The sequence below is a fragment of the Acidaminococcus intestini DSM 21505 genome (genome assembly GCF_000425045.1).
GTDB classification, from domain to species: Bacteria; Bacillota; Negativicutes; order Acidaminococcales; family Acidaminococcaceae; genus Acidaminococcus; species Acidaminococcus intestini.
In genome coordinates this window covers 15101-28705 of sequence record NZ_AULA01000016.1, presented here as the reverse complement: position 1 = coordinate 28705, position 13605 = coordinate 15101, and the positions used below count along the sequence as shown (strand labels likewise).

The following is a 13605-nucleotide window of genomic DNA, read 5'->3' as shown; positions in this document are numbered from 1 at the left end:
AGGGAACACTATGGAATTTTGGAAGGAAGAGAGCAGTCTCTACCAAATCATAAAAGATCACCTTGATCAGGAAGGGTATTTTGATCCCGACCTCATTGAAGATCAAAATTTTGTCGACACGTATGCGGTCCTGTTTCGGGAACCGGGAACAAGCGACTCTTACATGGCCAGCATGCCCGACCGACCTCAGGAAGAGGTGGGCTCTGTTATCGCCGGAGCCCTTGCGGCGTATGCGAAAAATCCCGACTCCAAGGCTGAAAAGGAGCTCTATGCTTCCATCTCGAGCGTTCCATTTATTATCTATAATGATTACCTTGTCGACCTGTTGTCCACGCAGGAAATCCCTGACGCCCTTTGGAACCTTTGCCATCGCTGGCTCTATCATGCCTTTGCCCCGGAGGTCCTGAAACTTGCCATTACCGTGACCGGTCTTCATCTCTTGAACGAGGAGAACCTGAACGAAGTGGAACGCCTCCACAAGGATCTCATGCTTCTTGCCCGCTGTGAGGAACTGACAAGCTTTGTGGTCTATGCCCTGGAACTGGGGCATCTCCTTGAAAATGAGGACCTGTGGGAGATCTTGACCCATACGCGGGGCTGGGGTCGGGTCTGTGCTATGTCGACCTATGATTTTATTACGCCGGAAGAAAAACATTGGCTTCTCCTCCATGGCTGTGATCTCACGGTTGATTATCCTGCAGTGGCTCTTCTTGTCATCGAGAAAAGCAATTTTCTCGAAATGCTTGAAAAAGAACGGATGGATGATGAAACCTTTGATGCCGTGCTTCACACCATGGTTGATTATCTCGATTTTTTAGTCAATTTTGAAGCACAGCCAGTGGAAGGCGGGGTGGATAAGGTCCTCGAACTGCCGCCTCTTTCCTATAGCCACGTTCTGGAACGGCTTCTTGAACACGCTAGGCAGCATCAGACGACCCTCGAACAAGTGGCAGGTCTCATGAGCCTTCGGGAAGAACTGCAGGAAATGATCGATCATGAAAATTGGGATTATCTCAGCATGAATCAGTGCCATCTTTATGTGGGGACCTTGGACGGTGTTGTTATGGGACGGGACTGGAAGAAGATCCTTCCCAAGGAAATCCTCTCAAAAGATGGATCCGTCAATATCCTGCCTCTGCAGCTGGCAGATATCCTGGGCATAGACATCCATACCCAGGTATGGAACCTGCTTAAGAAAGATCCCATGCGAACCCTCCTTTATCCCTATTTGCTCCAGTCGGGCAGCAAGGCACGTCTTGAAAAGGTCACGGTTTTTGCTATGCTTCATCTGGATGCATATCTTCAGGATGAACGGCTTGTCATTCCTCTTCTGCGAGGGCTTATGAGTGTTCCCCCTTGGGGCGGGGACATTATTGCCGAGTGCTTGAGCTCCCTCCACGAAGGAGCCCGCAGCGTGGCTGTGGAGGTCCTTGAGGCTTGGCCCGATAAGAAGTGGAACGGGAAATTGCAAATGGCGCTTGTCAGGGCGCGGGAACTGACAACGCAGCCCATTCTTCGGATGCGGATTGACGAGCTGCTCAACCACAAGACCCTGGAATTTGAGGATTTTGTCAATTATATGAAAGACCAGAAAGGGCTGGAATGAAAAAACGGTGCCGTAAGCACCGTTTTTTTATTCCAGGATTTTTATTTTTGTGCTCTGCGGGCAAATTGGACGGCTTCATGGGAAATGAGACCGCCGCAGGTATTGCCCAGGGCAATGACAAGGATTCGTCCCAAAGCGGCTAGGTCCATAGCGCCTGCTGTAAAGTAGTAGAACATGTCGGCAATGCTGTGTTCATAGCCGCTTAGGATGAAGACGGCAATCCCCAAAAAGATGGCGGCGTATTTTCCAATGGCGTGTGGAAAGGAACGATAGCCTTCAACTGCAAGGAAAACAAAGATGTTGCACAAGAACCCCAGAATGAAAAGGGAACCAAGACTGTCCGCATTCTTGACGGCAATCAGGACGGCTGCGGCTTTTTGTGTAAAACTGAAAAGCCGCGTACCTGACAGCAGGAGGGCCATCAGGCCGGCACCAATAAAATTGCCCCCTAAGATGACTGGGTACTCCCAATAGCTGCGCCAAGACCGTTCCCGGGCATAGCAGACCTTGCCTGTAAAAAGATGGAACCGGCATTCACAGACCGCAAATAGACCAATCGTAAAGAGCAGGGCGCCCAAGGCCTTACTGGTCTGCTGTAAGTATACCGCCCCGCCAAGGCCGATGGCAAAGCCTGCGCAGACCGCGGAACGGAAAAGTGTGAAGGGACTCATTGACGCTCCTTTAGGCTTTGCGAACCGAAACATAAATGAGAGAAACCGGCTTTTTGAGGGCGAGGACGAAGGCATCTGACCTGTCATCGCTGACATAGAGCGTGTCCCGCGTCAAGGAGTGTTCATTCAGGGTACTTCCCGTGAGGTCCTTTGCGTCTATAAAGGGAACGTAAAGAAAGCGGAAATCGGCAAGACCAAATTTTTTTGACGCATTGATGACGCTATAGGCGGCATGCATGCCTTTTTTATACATGACATTGAAATCAATGGCTTTTCCGATGGAATGGGTATGGTAGGCTCCATCAAAAAAGTCTTCTTCCAGGGGGGCAAGGGTCACCTTTTCCCCTGTTTCTTTGTAGGTGAGGGTAAAGCCTCCTTCAAGGGGCGTAATGATGCGTTGGTAATCCGGCAGAAGGGTGAAATCGGATGCTTCAAGGTCTACCGTCGCGGAACTGATGCGAAGGTCAAAGCGACGTTCCTTGTAGGAGCCATCACGGGGAAATAGGTAGAATTCAGTTGTCGTTCCGCCCGACCAGGTCGTCGAAACGGCGTCTTTTCTGGAAATTACTGATACTGTCATCGGGACACCTCGTTTCTTTATGGTAACCATTGAAAAGCAGGAACAGCCCTGCTGTGCTGTCGCTTCCATGCTATTGTGGAACCGTCAAATTTTAGTCAAAAGAAGTTTTTTTCGCTTTTTTTATTTTTCAGACGTTTCTTTGTCGGTCCCATCATAGAATGAAGTCGTTCAGAAAAAAGCCGTCCCTTTGGGGAACGGACATAACAGGTAAAATCTTATGGAGGTGCTCAAATGGCTAAAAAGTTGGTTGAATTTGTTCCGAATTTCAGTGAAGGCCGTGACAAAGCAAAGGTAGAAAAGATTGTTGATGAAGCCCGCAAGATTTCCGGGCTGAAGATCCTGGATTATTCCAGCGACCCTGACCACAATCGTTCCGTTGTTACCATCATCGGGTCTCCTGAAGCGGTAACGGAAGCTGCCATCAATATGGCAAAGGTAGCCATTGGTTTGATTGATATGCGTGAACATCATGGGGCTCATCCTCGTTTTGGTGCCGTTGATGTTGTTCCCTTTACACCGGTTATGGGCGTAACCATGGATGAATGTGTCGAAATCGCCAACAAGGTCGGTAAGGCTTATGGTGAAATGGGCATTCCTGTCTATCTTTATGAAGATGCCGCTACGAGTGAAGGTCGGCGCAACTTGGCTACGATCCGCAAAGGCCAGTACGAAGGCTTCTTTGATAAGATCAAGGAACCGGAATGGAAACCGGATTATGGCCCCAGCGAAATGAACGCTGTAAGCGGTTGCTCCGCCGTTGGCGCCCGCGTTCCCCTCATTGCTTTCAACGTCAACCTGCATACGCCGGATGTTGAAATCGCTCAAGCCATTGCTAAGAAAGTCCGCAATATCGGCGGCGGTCTTCACTATGTCAAGGCCATTGGCCTGAAGCTGGAAGACCGCAACATGACCCAGGTTTCCATGAACCTTGTCAACTATGAAAAGACCGCTGTTTACCGCGCCTTTGAAATGGTCAAGATGGAAGCCCGCCGTTATGGCGTTGCCGTAGCTGGTTCTGAAGTCATTGGGACGGTTCCTATGAAGAGCCTGCTTATGGCAGCTGAGTACTATCTCCAAATCGAAAACTTCGATATGGACGAAATCCTTGAAAAACGTCTGCTTGATGCAGAAGAATAAGCGGCCCGTATCTAGGAAGGGGGAACTATCGTGTTTAGCGATATCGAGATTGCACAAAAAAATGTTATGGAGCCAATCAGTAAGATTGCTGAAAAACTGGACATCCATCCCGAAGAACTGGAACAATATGGTCACTATAAAGCAAAGATTTCCCTTGATGTACTGAAACGCTTGGAAAAGAAACCCAATGGGAAATTGGTCCTGGTAACGGCCATCACGCCCACCCCTGCTGGGGAAGGTAAATCCACAACGAGCATTGGCCTTGTCCAAGCCCTTAACAAGATTGGCAAAAAAGCCATCGTAGCACTCCGCGAGCCTTCCTTAGGCCCTGTGTTTGGAATTAAGGGCGGTGCTGCTGGCGGCGGCTATGCGCAGGTTGTTCCTATGGACGATATCAATCTGCATTTTACGGGGGATATGCACGCTATTACGGCTGCCAATAATTTGTTGTCTGCCATGATTGACAACCATATCCATCAAGGCAACGAACTGCGGATCGATGCCCGTCAGATTTCTTGGCGCCGCGTCATGGATATGAACGACCGAGCCCTCCGTCACGTTGTTGTCGGTCTAGGCGGCAAACCCTGCGGTTTTGTGCGCGAAGACGGGTTCATGATCACTGTTGCTTCCGAAATCATGGCTATCCTTTGCCTGGCCTATGATATTGAAGACCTGAAGGAACGCTTTGGCCGTATTGTCATTGGCCCGGACCTTGATGGGAACCCGGTCTACGTTCATCAATTGGGCTGCGAAGGGGCTATGGCCATGCTCATGAAGGACGCCATCAAACCGAACCTCGTCCAGACGCTGGAACATACGCCGGCTATCATCCATGGCGGTCCATTTGCGAACATTGCCCACGGATGCAACTCTCTTCTTGCTACCAAGATGGCTCTTAAACTGGGTGATATTACCGTTACGGAAGCTGGTTTCGGTGCTGATCTTGGCGCTGAAAAATTCCTTGACATCAAATGCCATTATGGCAATATGTATCCTGACGCGGTTGTCGTTGTTGCTACAATCCGTGCCCTCAAGATGCATGGCGGCGTCAAGAAAACGGAACTGTCCCAGGAAAACGTCCAGGCTGTCAGCGATGGGTTTACGAACCTTGCCAAACAGGTCGAGAATATGCGCGGCTTTGGACTGCCGGTCCTGGTTGCCATCAATAAATTCGCTACGGATACACCGGCCGAAATCGATATGCTCCTTAAGAAATGCGAAAGCTACGGTGTGGATGTCAGCCTCAACGAGTGCTGGGAAAAAGGTGGCGAAGGCGGTATCGACATGGCAAACAAGCTGGTTGATCTGCTCGAACATGATACGTCCAAACCGGTTGAACTCTACGATGTAAACGATACGATTCCGCATAAACTTGAAGCGATTGTGACAAAGGTCTATGGCGGTGATGGGGTTGATTTTACGCCTAACGCCAAGAAACAGATCAAACTGCTCGAAGATTGGGGCCTTGATAAACTGCCTATCTGCGTGGCCAAGACCCAGTACTCCCTCAGTGACAACCCGGCCCTTCTGGGGGCACCCAAGGGGTTCCGGATCACTGTCCAGGATGTCCGTGTTTCCAATGGGGCTGGCTTCATTGTCTGCCAGACAAGCAATATCATGGTCATGCCAGGCCTGCCGAAGAAGCCGGCTGCTCTCAATATGGACATCGATGCATCAGGCAAGATTTCGGGTCTCTTCTAACATAACAGTAGGAAACGAGGAATCAAGATATGGAATTAAAGAAAATGACGGTGGAGGGATTCGTCCAGGAAACGAGTTCTTCTTCTCCCGCACCGGGCGGCGGCAGCATTGCTGCCCTGAATGCGGCTTCTGCTGCAGCCCTCATCGAAATGGTCGCTCATCTGACCCTTGGCAAGGAAAAATATGCAGCTGTGGAAAAGGAAATGAAGGAAGTGGCTGAAAAAGCAGCTTCCCTCAAGAATCAATTCCTGGCCCTCATTGACGAAGACAGCAATGCCTTCAATAAGATCATGGCAGCCTTCAGGATGCCTAAAGGGTCGGACGAGGAAAAGGCTGTTCGCAGCAAAGCCATCCAAGAAGCCACTAAGGGCGCTGCTCTGGTTCCTTTTAAAGTTGGTGAAACGGCGAATGAACTCTTTGCCCTGGCTGATGTGGTCATTACGCGCGGTAACACCAATGCTGTCACGGACGGTGCCGTGGCTGCGATGAACACTCGGGCCGCTGTCCGCGGTGCCTTCCTTAATGTCAAGATTAATTTGGGAAGCATTAAGGACCAGACTTTTGTAGATGACCTTAATGGTAAAATGGCCGCCATCGAGAAAGAAGTCGATGGGAAGGAACAGGCCCTTCTTGGCAAAGTCAATCTCTAAAAATAAAAGAACTGCCGCAGTGGTTGCGGCAGTTCTTTTTGTATGGAAAAACGGGTTCTCCGCCTTTCTTTTATTGTGCTTAATTGGAGATCCCGTTACAATGAAAAAAACAATGCAAAAAGAGGTGAGCCTATGACATCAATCTTTGACCTGGCCATTTTTCTTGGCGGTGACGGTGTTATTTTTCAGGTATTTTTTGGCATGGCCTGGACTGGACAGCGGGACGCGGCCTTTTATGTAGGTCAGAAAGTGGGGAGCCTGCCAGGCTTTATTTGGAATGCAAAGGATATGACCCTTTCCTATGAAGGAGAAACGTATGGCTATACTTCCTTTGGTATCCCCCAGGGAACTTGTTTCCTTATAAAGAAGGAAGACATTCAAAAAAAGCTCATGGCTGCTGCTCTCGATGCCTCACCGGATATTATCCAGCTCTACACCAAAAGCGGCGGCATCTCCTTTTTCAATCAAACGAGCCGCCGCTTCCTGGGAATTCCCCTTGAAGACAGTGTGGAAGGACAGGCTCTCCTTGATGTTTTTTCCTTGGATCCGGATTACAGTTCTGTCTTTACAGCTCTTAAAAGCGAAAATCCCGTCCATCACCGCTACGACTCCTACAAGTCAACGACTGGAAAGGAGCTCATGACCGTTGTAGAAGCAGAACCTGTCTTTGACGAAAAGGGCAGTCTGATTGGGGCCTTTTCCGTGGAGCGGGACATGAAGTCTGTCAAGACTCAGCTACAGGTTCTTCATGAAGTGGAAGCCATCCTGATGCGGCATCTGACAGAAGATTTTACCGTCAAAAGTGATGCCCACTACACCTTTGACGATTTTATCGGGTCTTCAAGCGTTCTTCGGGAAACCCTTCGCCTTGCCCAGAAAATGGCGCTTCGGGACATGAACATCCTCATTGAAGGGGAAACGGGGACGGGAAAGGAAATCCTTGCCCAGAGCATCCATCAATATAGCTCCCGGAAGAAGGAAAAATTTATCGCCGTGAACTGTGCGGCTTTTCCGGAAACCCTCATTGACAGTATGCTCTTTGGTACGGTCAAGGGTGCTTTTACAGGCGCCACGGATAAGATTGGTCTCATCGAAGCGGCAAATCACGGAACCTTGTTTCTCGACGAAGTGAACTCCATGAGTCCTCTCATGCAGGCAAAATTGCTCCGCGTCCTGCAGGAAAAGACGCTGCAGCGGATAGGAAGTACCCGTTCTATTCCCATTGATGTCCGGATCCTTTCCTCATCCAATGAGGATGTGTATCGCTTAAGTCAAGAGGGGAAGATGCGTCAGGATCTTTTTTATCGTTTATCTTCCCTTATCCTTGAAATTCCGCCTCTCCGCAGACGGATGGAAGATCTGCCGGAGCTCGTCCAATATTTTATCGACCACCATCCACATCTGACGGCTCAGCCCATCCATGAACTAACGTCCAAGTTTTGGCGCCGTCTTTTGGAACATGATTGGCCAGGCAACGTGCGGGAACTCTTTCATATCTTGAGCTATGCCATCAGTGTATCCCAAAATGGCATACTCGATGAACGTGATTTTCCCTCTTATTTTCTGCGTCATTCCGCTCCTTTGGAACGAAAGGAAACCGGACGGGAAGAGATGGATCCGGTTCCTGCAGCAGTGGGAAGGACCTTTGCCGAGCAAATGGACGATTTTGAACGGAACCTTTTGTGGAATACCTATCTATCCTGCGGGAAAAACGTAACAAAAGCAGCGGAGGCCCTAGGTCTTACGCGGCAAAATTTCCAGTATCATATGAAGAAGTTCCAGGAAACGGAAAGCGGGGATAGGCTATTAGATAAATAGAAATATTGGCGCCAGAAAATCTTGCTGCAAAAAATTCTTCTAAGAAAAAAGTAGGAAGCGCTTGGAATGATGGGAAAATGAATTCATGCCAAGCGCTTTTTGTACAAGATCTGCAAGATAAGTAACAGAACCTATTGGCTTGGCAGACCCCTGAACTCTTTTTTTAGTTGGCATGGCTTTTGCAATATACTTTAGTAAAGAAATGGCTGACTTAGCCAAAAGAAGAGGGAGGGTCATGGGGCATCCCGTCCGCTTTCTTGGTAAAACCTTGTATGTGCCCTTGGAGGTTGAAAGATCATGGATGGAAAGAAGGAAAGAGCTGTACGCTGGGATGTGTTCATTCCCTGCTTCCTTGTGATTGGCGGCGCCGCCATCTTAGGTGTTGTCAATAATGCATGGCTGACAAAAGTTACGTCCGCTATTTTTGGCTGGTCATTGGAAACGTTTGGATGGCTCTATCAATGGGTCGCTTTAGGGACGTTGCTCCTCATTACAATCTTGGCATTTTCTCCCCTGGGCAAGATTCGCTTCGGCGGGCCCCATGCCAAGGCAAAATTTTCCTTTGGCGCTTGGTTTGCCATGACGCTTACCGGTGGAATTGCAACTGGCCTCATTACCTATGGTGTCAATGAACCTATCATTTATTTGGGAAATATCTATGGTGAACTGGAAGGCTCGGGGATTGAGCCCTATTCCCAAGAAGCTGTCTTTTTTTCCATGGCCCGCTGCTTCTATAACTGGACCTTCATTCCCTATGCCATGTATGCCTTGAGCGGTGTGATCATTGCCTACATGTATTACAATCGGCATGAAGAACTTTCGGTCTCTGCTTCCCTAACACCTTTATTCGGGGAAAAGGTGACAAAAGGCGTCTTTAAGTCCGTTGTCGATACTCTTTCCGTCCTAGCCATTGGTCTTGGTCTTGCGGCTTCCTTAGGCGCGGGCCTTGCCCTTGTTGGATCTGGCCTTACCGCCGCTTATGGTATCAGTCAGGGTCCTTCTGTCTGGATCATCCTGACGGCTATTATTACGGCGACGTTCACAATTGCTTCGGTTCTTGGCATTGATCGGGGAATCAAGTGGCTGGCCAACCTGACGACAAAGATTTTTTATTTGCTGCTTTTCCTGCTTATTATCATTGGCCCGACGGTTTATATCTTGAACCTAGCCAATGTAGGTGTGGGCTACTGGCTTGACCGTTTTTGGACATGGGGGCTTGATCCCTATATTGCAGGCGGCAAGGCGCTTGTGACCTGGTGGACCATGTATGACTGGGCCATTTGGATTGCCTATGCACCGCTCATGGGGATTTTCTTTGCCATGATCGCCTATGGCCGCACCGTTAAGCAATTTTTGCTCATCAACTGGATCTTGCCGGCCGTCTTTGGCCTTGTTTGGTTTGCCGTTTGGGGCGGCACCGCTCTTGATTGGCAGCTTTCCGGCCGTGTTGACATCGTAGGGGCCATTAAGACCGGCGGCGCCGTGGCTGGGATCTGGACCTTCCTTCAGGCAATTCCTTTGGGATCGCTCCTGGTTCCTGTTATCATTGTCACACTCATCGCTGCCTTCTCTACGACGGCCGATACGATGTCCACGACGATTGCCGCACTTTGCACGGCTGGTGCCCGTCACGATGAGGAACCGGCTCTTTGGCAGAAGGTGGTCTGGGGCGTTTCCATCGGCGCCATTGCCTGCATCATGGTTGCTTTTGGCGGCGGTGCCCAAGGAGTTGACGGGGTCAAGTTCCTTGCAGCCTGTGGGGGATTTGTGGTTCTAGCCATCTTTATTCTTCAGGTACTGGCTGCTGTCAAGGTCTTCTTCTTCGACAATCAGACGAAAAAGGATATTGTAGACAGTGTTGACCAAGTAGAAAGGGAAGGAAAGTGATCGTATGGGAGCGATTTGTCTGGGCAAACACCTCTGCCTCAATCAATTTATAGACATTGTTCGCCGTCACGCCAAGGTGGAATTTTCGGCAACTTATCGAAACCGGGTCAATGCGTCCCGGGCTTTGGTGGAAAAATGGGTGGATGAAGAAAAAGTCATGTACGGGGTGACAACCGGTTTTGGTGCCCTTTGCACCAAAGCCATCGATAAGAAGGAAACGGCCCAGCTCCAGACCAATATCATCCTTTCCCATTCGACATCTGTGGGGGCGCCCCTTTCAGAAGAAGTGGTACGGGGCACGCTGCTTATGATGCTCCAGAACTTGGGACAGGGCTATAGCGGTGTGCGCCTGTGCGTATTGGAGCAGATCCGGCAGTGCCTCAATCTCGGAGTGATCCCCTGGGCCCCGGGGGAGGGAAGTGTCGGCTATTTAAGCCCTGAGGCCCATATGGCCCTTGTCCTTACGGGGCGAGGGAAGGCGTGGTCAGGCGGGGAGCTTTTATCTGGTGCGGAGGCGCTTAAGAAAGTCGGCCTTTCTCCTCTTGAACTATCAAGTAAGGAGGGGCTTGCGCTCGTTTCGGGAACGACATCACCGACTGCAATGGCAGCCATCGCTCTTTATGATTTCCTTAAGGCGGCCAGAACGGCTGATGTTATTGGCGCCATGAGTGTAGAAGCCCTCGAGGGCGTCATGAATGCTTTTGATGAGCGGGTCATGTCTGTGCGCCCTCATCTAGATCAAGGAAAAACAGCGGAAAACGTCAGAAATTTTCTTGCTGATTCTGCTGTCATCAAAAAGGCGGCAGGAAGCCGGGTTCAGGATGCCCTTTCGCTGCGCTGTATTCCCCAGCTTCATGGAGCAGCAAAAAAGACATTGAACGACGCGCTCGTAAGCATCGAAACGGAGATCAATTCCTGCTGCGACAATCCAATTATCTGGCCAGGGAAGAAGGACGCTGACGTTATTTCAGCCTGCAATCCGGATTCTTCCTACGTCGGGCTTGCCATGGATTCATCTGTTATCGCAGCCACCATGCTGGCAAAGATGTCGGAGCGGCGAAACAATCGTCTGATTGATGGCAGTCTTTCAGGTCATCCATGGTTCCTGATCAAAAATCCGGGCCTTAATTCCGGTCTTATGATTCCTCAATATACCCAGGCTGGTCTTCTCAACGAAATGCGCATCCTGTCAACCCCGGCAAGCATTGACAATACACCGACTTGCGGCAATCAAGAAGATTACGTGGCCATGGGGTATAATGCAACCAAAAAAGCGCTCATTGCAGCAGAAAAACTTGAATATATCCTTGCCATTGAACTCCTGTCTGTTTATGAGGCCCAGCCATTTGTTCAACCTGGTATCAAGCGGGGAAAAGCGTCTGCTGGGATTTTAGCGGAAATTGGCAAGAAAGTACCCGTCATGGAAAATGATATGTTCCTTTATCCCCATATCGAGTGGCTGCGGGATATGATCCATGAAGGCAGGATCATCGACTGGGCAGAAAAAGGGATGGGAAAGAAACTGAACTGAAACAGAGGACGACTGTTGATACGGGACCACAAAGAAATGATGCGTTCATTTCTTTGCGGTCCTATTTTTGTGTGATATGCTGGGAGCGGTATAAAAAGCAGGGAGAAGGAGAAAGTTTACGTTCTTTTTACTCATTGATTGATGAAACATTCCTTCTATATGGAAAAAGGGGCACCATTACTTATGACGTGTATGGGCATCCAGAACGAAAAAATGCTAAATAAGGGAGTAAAAATGGACTTTATAAAATTTAAAGAAAATCAAGAGGGAAAATAGAAAATAAAATAAACTCTTTATTATTCGATATGATATAAATAAAAATATAAGTAATACCTATTATATTCGTAATTTTACGTTTGAGAAAAAGCAAATCATCTAAAACGATAAACTGTATACAGAATGCAGTTATAAAGAAATAATGGCTCTGTGAGCCTTTTGTGACGGTAAAAGTGCTTTAGCGTGGTATATCATTGTCTTTCGTCAAAAAAAATCGGCTTTTTGCAGAAAAGAAAAATAACTGACAACAAAAATCTTTTTGACGTTTTTTTGTCAGACACTGACTAAAATGAAAACGTAAATTAACAGGAAGTTGAGCAGGCAGCTTCCCGATGATTTGATTGGTACGGAAAAACCAAAATGAAAAGGAGTTGAGGATTACATGGATATTTTGACCAACCCAATTGTCATATCTGTTGTTGTCATGTCTGCCCTCTGCTTGATGAAAATGAACGTACTGCTGGCCATCCTGATTTCCGGTGTCATTGCTGGATTGACGGGCGGCATGGATCTTCCCAAGACATTCAGCACCCTTATTGCTGGGATGGGGGGAAACTCGGAAACGGCTTTGAGCTACATTCTGCTGGGAATCTTGGCCGTTGCCATTGGCCGCTCCGGGTTGGCTGATATTGCAGCCCGCAAGATTGCAAAGGCTGTCGGCACAAAGAAGATCCTTTTCTGCTTCACCATTGCTTTCTTTGCCTGCTTCTCCCAGAACTTGATTCCTGTTCATATTGCTTTCATTCCTATCTTGATCCCGCCCCTGCTGCACGTTATGAACAAAATGAAGCTGGACCGCCGTGCCGTTGCCTGTGCACTGACCTTCGGCCTGAAAGCTCCGTATGTTTCCCTGCCTGTTGGGTTTGGTCTGCTTTTCATGACCATCATCAAAGATCAGATGGTTGCCAATAAAGTGGATGTAGGAATTGGAGATATTTCTTCCGTTATGTGGATCGGCGGTGCTTCCATGCTTGTGGGTCTTGTCTTGGCCGTTATGCTCTATGGCACGAGAGACCGTGAATATGAAGATCTGCCCATTGCTGGTGCCAATGAAATTTCCGAAGAAGATGTCAAGATGTCGGCTGATTGCTGGAAGGCCCTTGCTGCTGCCATCGTTGCCTTTGTTGCCCAGCTTCATTTCGAATCCCTGCCGATTGGTGCTTCCTGTGGACTTCTTGTCATGATCCTTACGGGTGCCATCAAATGGAAAGAAATCGACAAATACGTTGATGGCGGCGTTGCCATGATGGGCTTCATCGCTTTCGTTATGCTCGTAGCTGCTGGCTATGCTCAGGTCCTTCGTGAAACCCACTCTGTGGAATCCCTTGTCAATGCGACGACGGCTGTCATCAACACCAAGCTGAGCGGTGCTATCGTCATGCTCCTTGTTGGGCTGCTCATCACTATGGGGATTGGGACTTCCTTCGGGACCATCCCGGTTGTCGCCTCCATTTACATTCCTATGGGCTACAAACTTGGTTTCTCGACTGGCTCCATCATCCTGCTCATCGGTATTGCTGCCGCTTTGGGTGATGCTGGCTCCCCGGCTTCTGACTCTACCTTGGGCCCGACGTCCGGTCTGAATGCAGATGGTCAGCACAACCATATTTGGGACACCTGTGTACCTACCTTTATCTTCTACGATATTACCCTGCTGATTGGCGGCGTCATTGGCGCCATGATTCTCGGGTAAGGCTTTACCTGGCCGGCTGCCCCTTCCCTGCAAAGAGGCAGCCGATTCCTTTGGA

Annotated in this window: 10 protein-coding genes; 8 read left to right on the top strand and 2 right to left on the bottom strand. The window is 49.1% G+C overall.

The window, feature by feature from the left end; translation table 11 throughout:
* Window positions 1-10 precede the first annotated feature (10 nt).
* A complete protein-coding gene (locus tag H503_RS0106380) occupies window positions 11-1606 on the top strand; it encodes a hypothetical protein (protein ID WP_026385580.1) in 1596 nt (531 codons plus the stop codon).
* Window positions 1607-1647: 41 nt separating this feature from the next.
* Here H503_RS0106380 and H503_RS0106375 read toward each other — a convergent pair whose 3' ends face one another.
* Together H503_RS0106375 and H503_RS0106370 are read right to left on the bottom strand one after the other, a co-directional pair.
* Window positions 1648-2277 carry a formate/nitrite transporter family protein gene (locus tag H503_RS0106375; RefSeq protein ID WP_009016038.1) on the bottom strand — a complete coding sequence of 210 codons (630 nt, stop codon included), beginning with the start codon at window positions 2275-2277 and terminating at the stop codon, window positions 1648-1650.
* Window positions 2278-2287: 10 nt separating this feature from the next.
* Window positions 2288-2857 carry a HutD family protein gene (locus tag H503_RS0106370; RefSeq protein WP_016459973.1) on the bottom strand — a complete coding sequence of 190 codons (570 nt, stop codon included), beginning with the start codon at window positions 2855-2857 and terminating at the stop codon, window positions 2288-2290.
* Between the two features lie 231 nt (window positions 2858-3088).
* Between H503_RS0106370 and ftcD the strand changes: the two genes are divergently transcribed.
* The 7 genes from ftcD (at window position 3089) to H503_RS0106330 (ending at window position 13550) form a co-directional block, all read left to right on the top strand.
* A complete protein-coding gene (gene ftcD / locus H503_RS0106365) occupies window positions 3089-3994 on the top strand; it encodes a glutamate formimidoyltransferase (RefSeq protein ID WP_009016040.1) in 906 nt (301 codons plus the stop codon).
* A 30-nt stretch (window positions 3995-4024) separates the two neighbouring features.
* Window positions 4025-5695: a formate--tetrahydrofolate ligase gene (locus tag H503_RS0106360; RefSeq protein WP_009016041.1), complete on the top strand. Its 1671-nt coding sequence runs from the start codon at window positions 4025-4027 to the stop codon at window positions 5693-5695.
* A 29-nt stretch (window positions 5696-5724) separates the two neighbouring features.
* Window positions 5725-6345, top strand: coding sequence for a cyclodeaminase/cyclohydrolase family protein (locus H503_RS0106355; protein WP_009016042.1), 621 nt, complete (start codon window positions 5725-5727; stop codon window positions 6343-6345).
* Window positions 6346-6477: 132 nt separating this feature from the next.
* Window positions 6478-8163, top strand: a complete 1686-nt coding sequence (locus tag H503_RS0106350; protein ID WP_016459974.1) for a sigma-54 interaction domain-containing protein — start codon at window positions 6478-6480, stop codon at window positions 8161-8163.
* A 297-nt stretch (window positions 8164-8460) separates the two neighbouring features.
* Window positions 8461-10050 carry a BCCT family transporter gene (locus H503_RS0106345; RefSeq protein WP_009016140.1) on the top strand — a complete coding sequence of 530 codons (1590 nt, stop codon included), beginning with the start codon at window positions 8461-8463 and terminating at the stop codon, window positions 10048-10050.
* A 4-nt stretch (window positions 10051-10054) separates the two neighbouring features.
* A complete protein-coding gene (locus H503_RS0106340) occupies window positions 10055-11581 on the top strand; it encodes an HAL/PAL/TAL family ammonia-lyase (protein WP_009016139.1) in 1527 nt (508 codons plus the stop codon).
* Between the two features lie 658 nt (window positions 11582-12239).
* The gene (locus tag H503_RS0106330) at window positions 12240-13550 is read left to right on the top strand and encodes a Na+/H+ antiporter family protein (RefSeq protein WP_016459975.1); all 1311 of its coding nucleotides are present in this window, start codon (window positions 12240-12242) and stop codon (window positions 13548-13550) included.
* The last annotated feature ends 55 nt before the right edge of the window (window positions 13551-13605 follow it).

Coding starts and splice junctions, on each gene's coding strand:
- H503_RS0106330 (WP_016459975.1), top strand. CDS start 12,240: ATGGATATTTTGACCAACCCAATTGTCATATCTGTTGTTGTCATGTCT.
- ftcD (WP_009016040.1), top strand. CDS start 3,089: ATGGCTAAAAAGTTGGTTGAATTTGTTCCGAATTTCAGTGAAGGCCGT.
- H503_RS0106350 (WP_016459974.1), top strand. CDS start 6,478: ATGACATCAATCTTTGACCTGGCCATTTTTCTTGGCGGTGACGGTGTT.
- H503_RS0106355 (WP_009016042.1), top strand. CDS start 5,725: ATGGAATTAAAGAAAATGACGGTGGAGGGATTCGTCCAGGAAACGAGT.
- H503_RS0106375 (WP_009016038.1), bottom strand. CDS start 2,277: ATGAGTCCCTTCACACTTTTCCGTTCCGCGGTCTGCGCAGGCTTTGCC.
- H503_RS0106345 (WP_009016140.1), top strand. CDS start 8,461: ATGGATGGAAAGAAGGAAAGAGCTGTACGCTGGGATGTGTTCATTCCC.
- H503_RS0106340 (WP_009016139.1), top strand. CDS start 10,055: ATGGGAGCGATTTGTCTGGGCAAACACCTCTGCCTCAATCAATTTATA.
- H503_RS0106380 (WP_026385580.1), top strand. CDS start 11: ATGGAATTTTGGAAGGAAGAGAGCAGTCTCTACCAAATCATAAAAGAT.
- H503_RS0106370 (WP_016459973.1), bottom strand. CDS start 2,857: ATGACAGTATCAGTAATTTCCAGAAAAGACGCCGTTTCGACGACCTGG.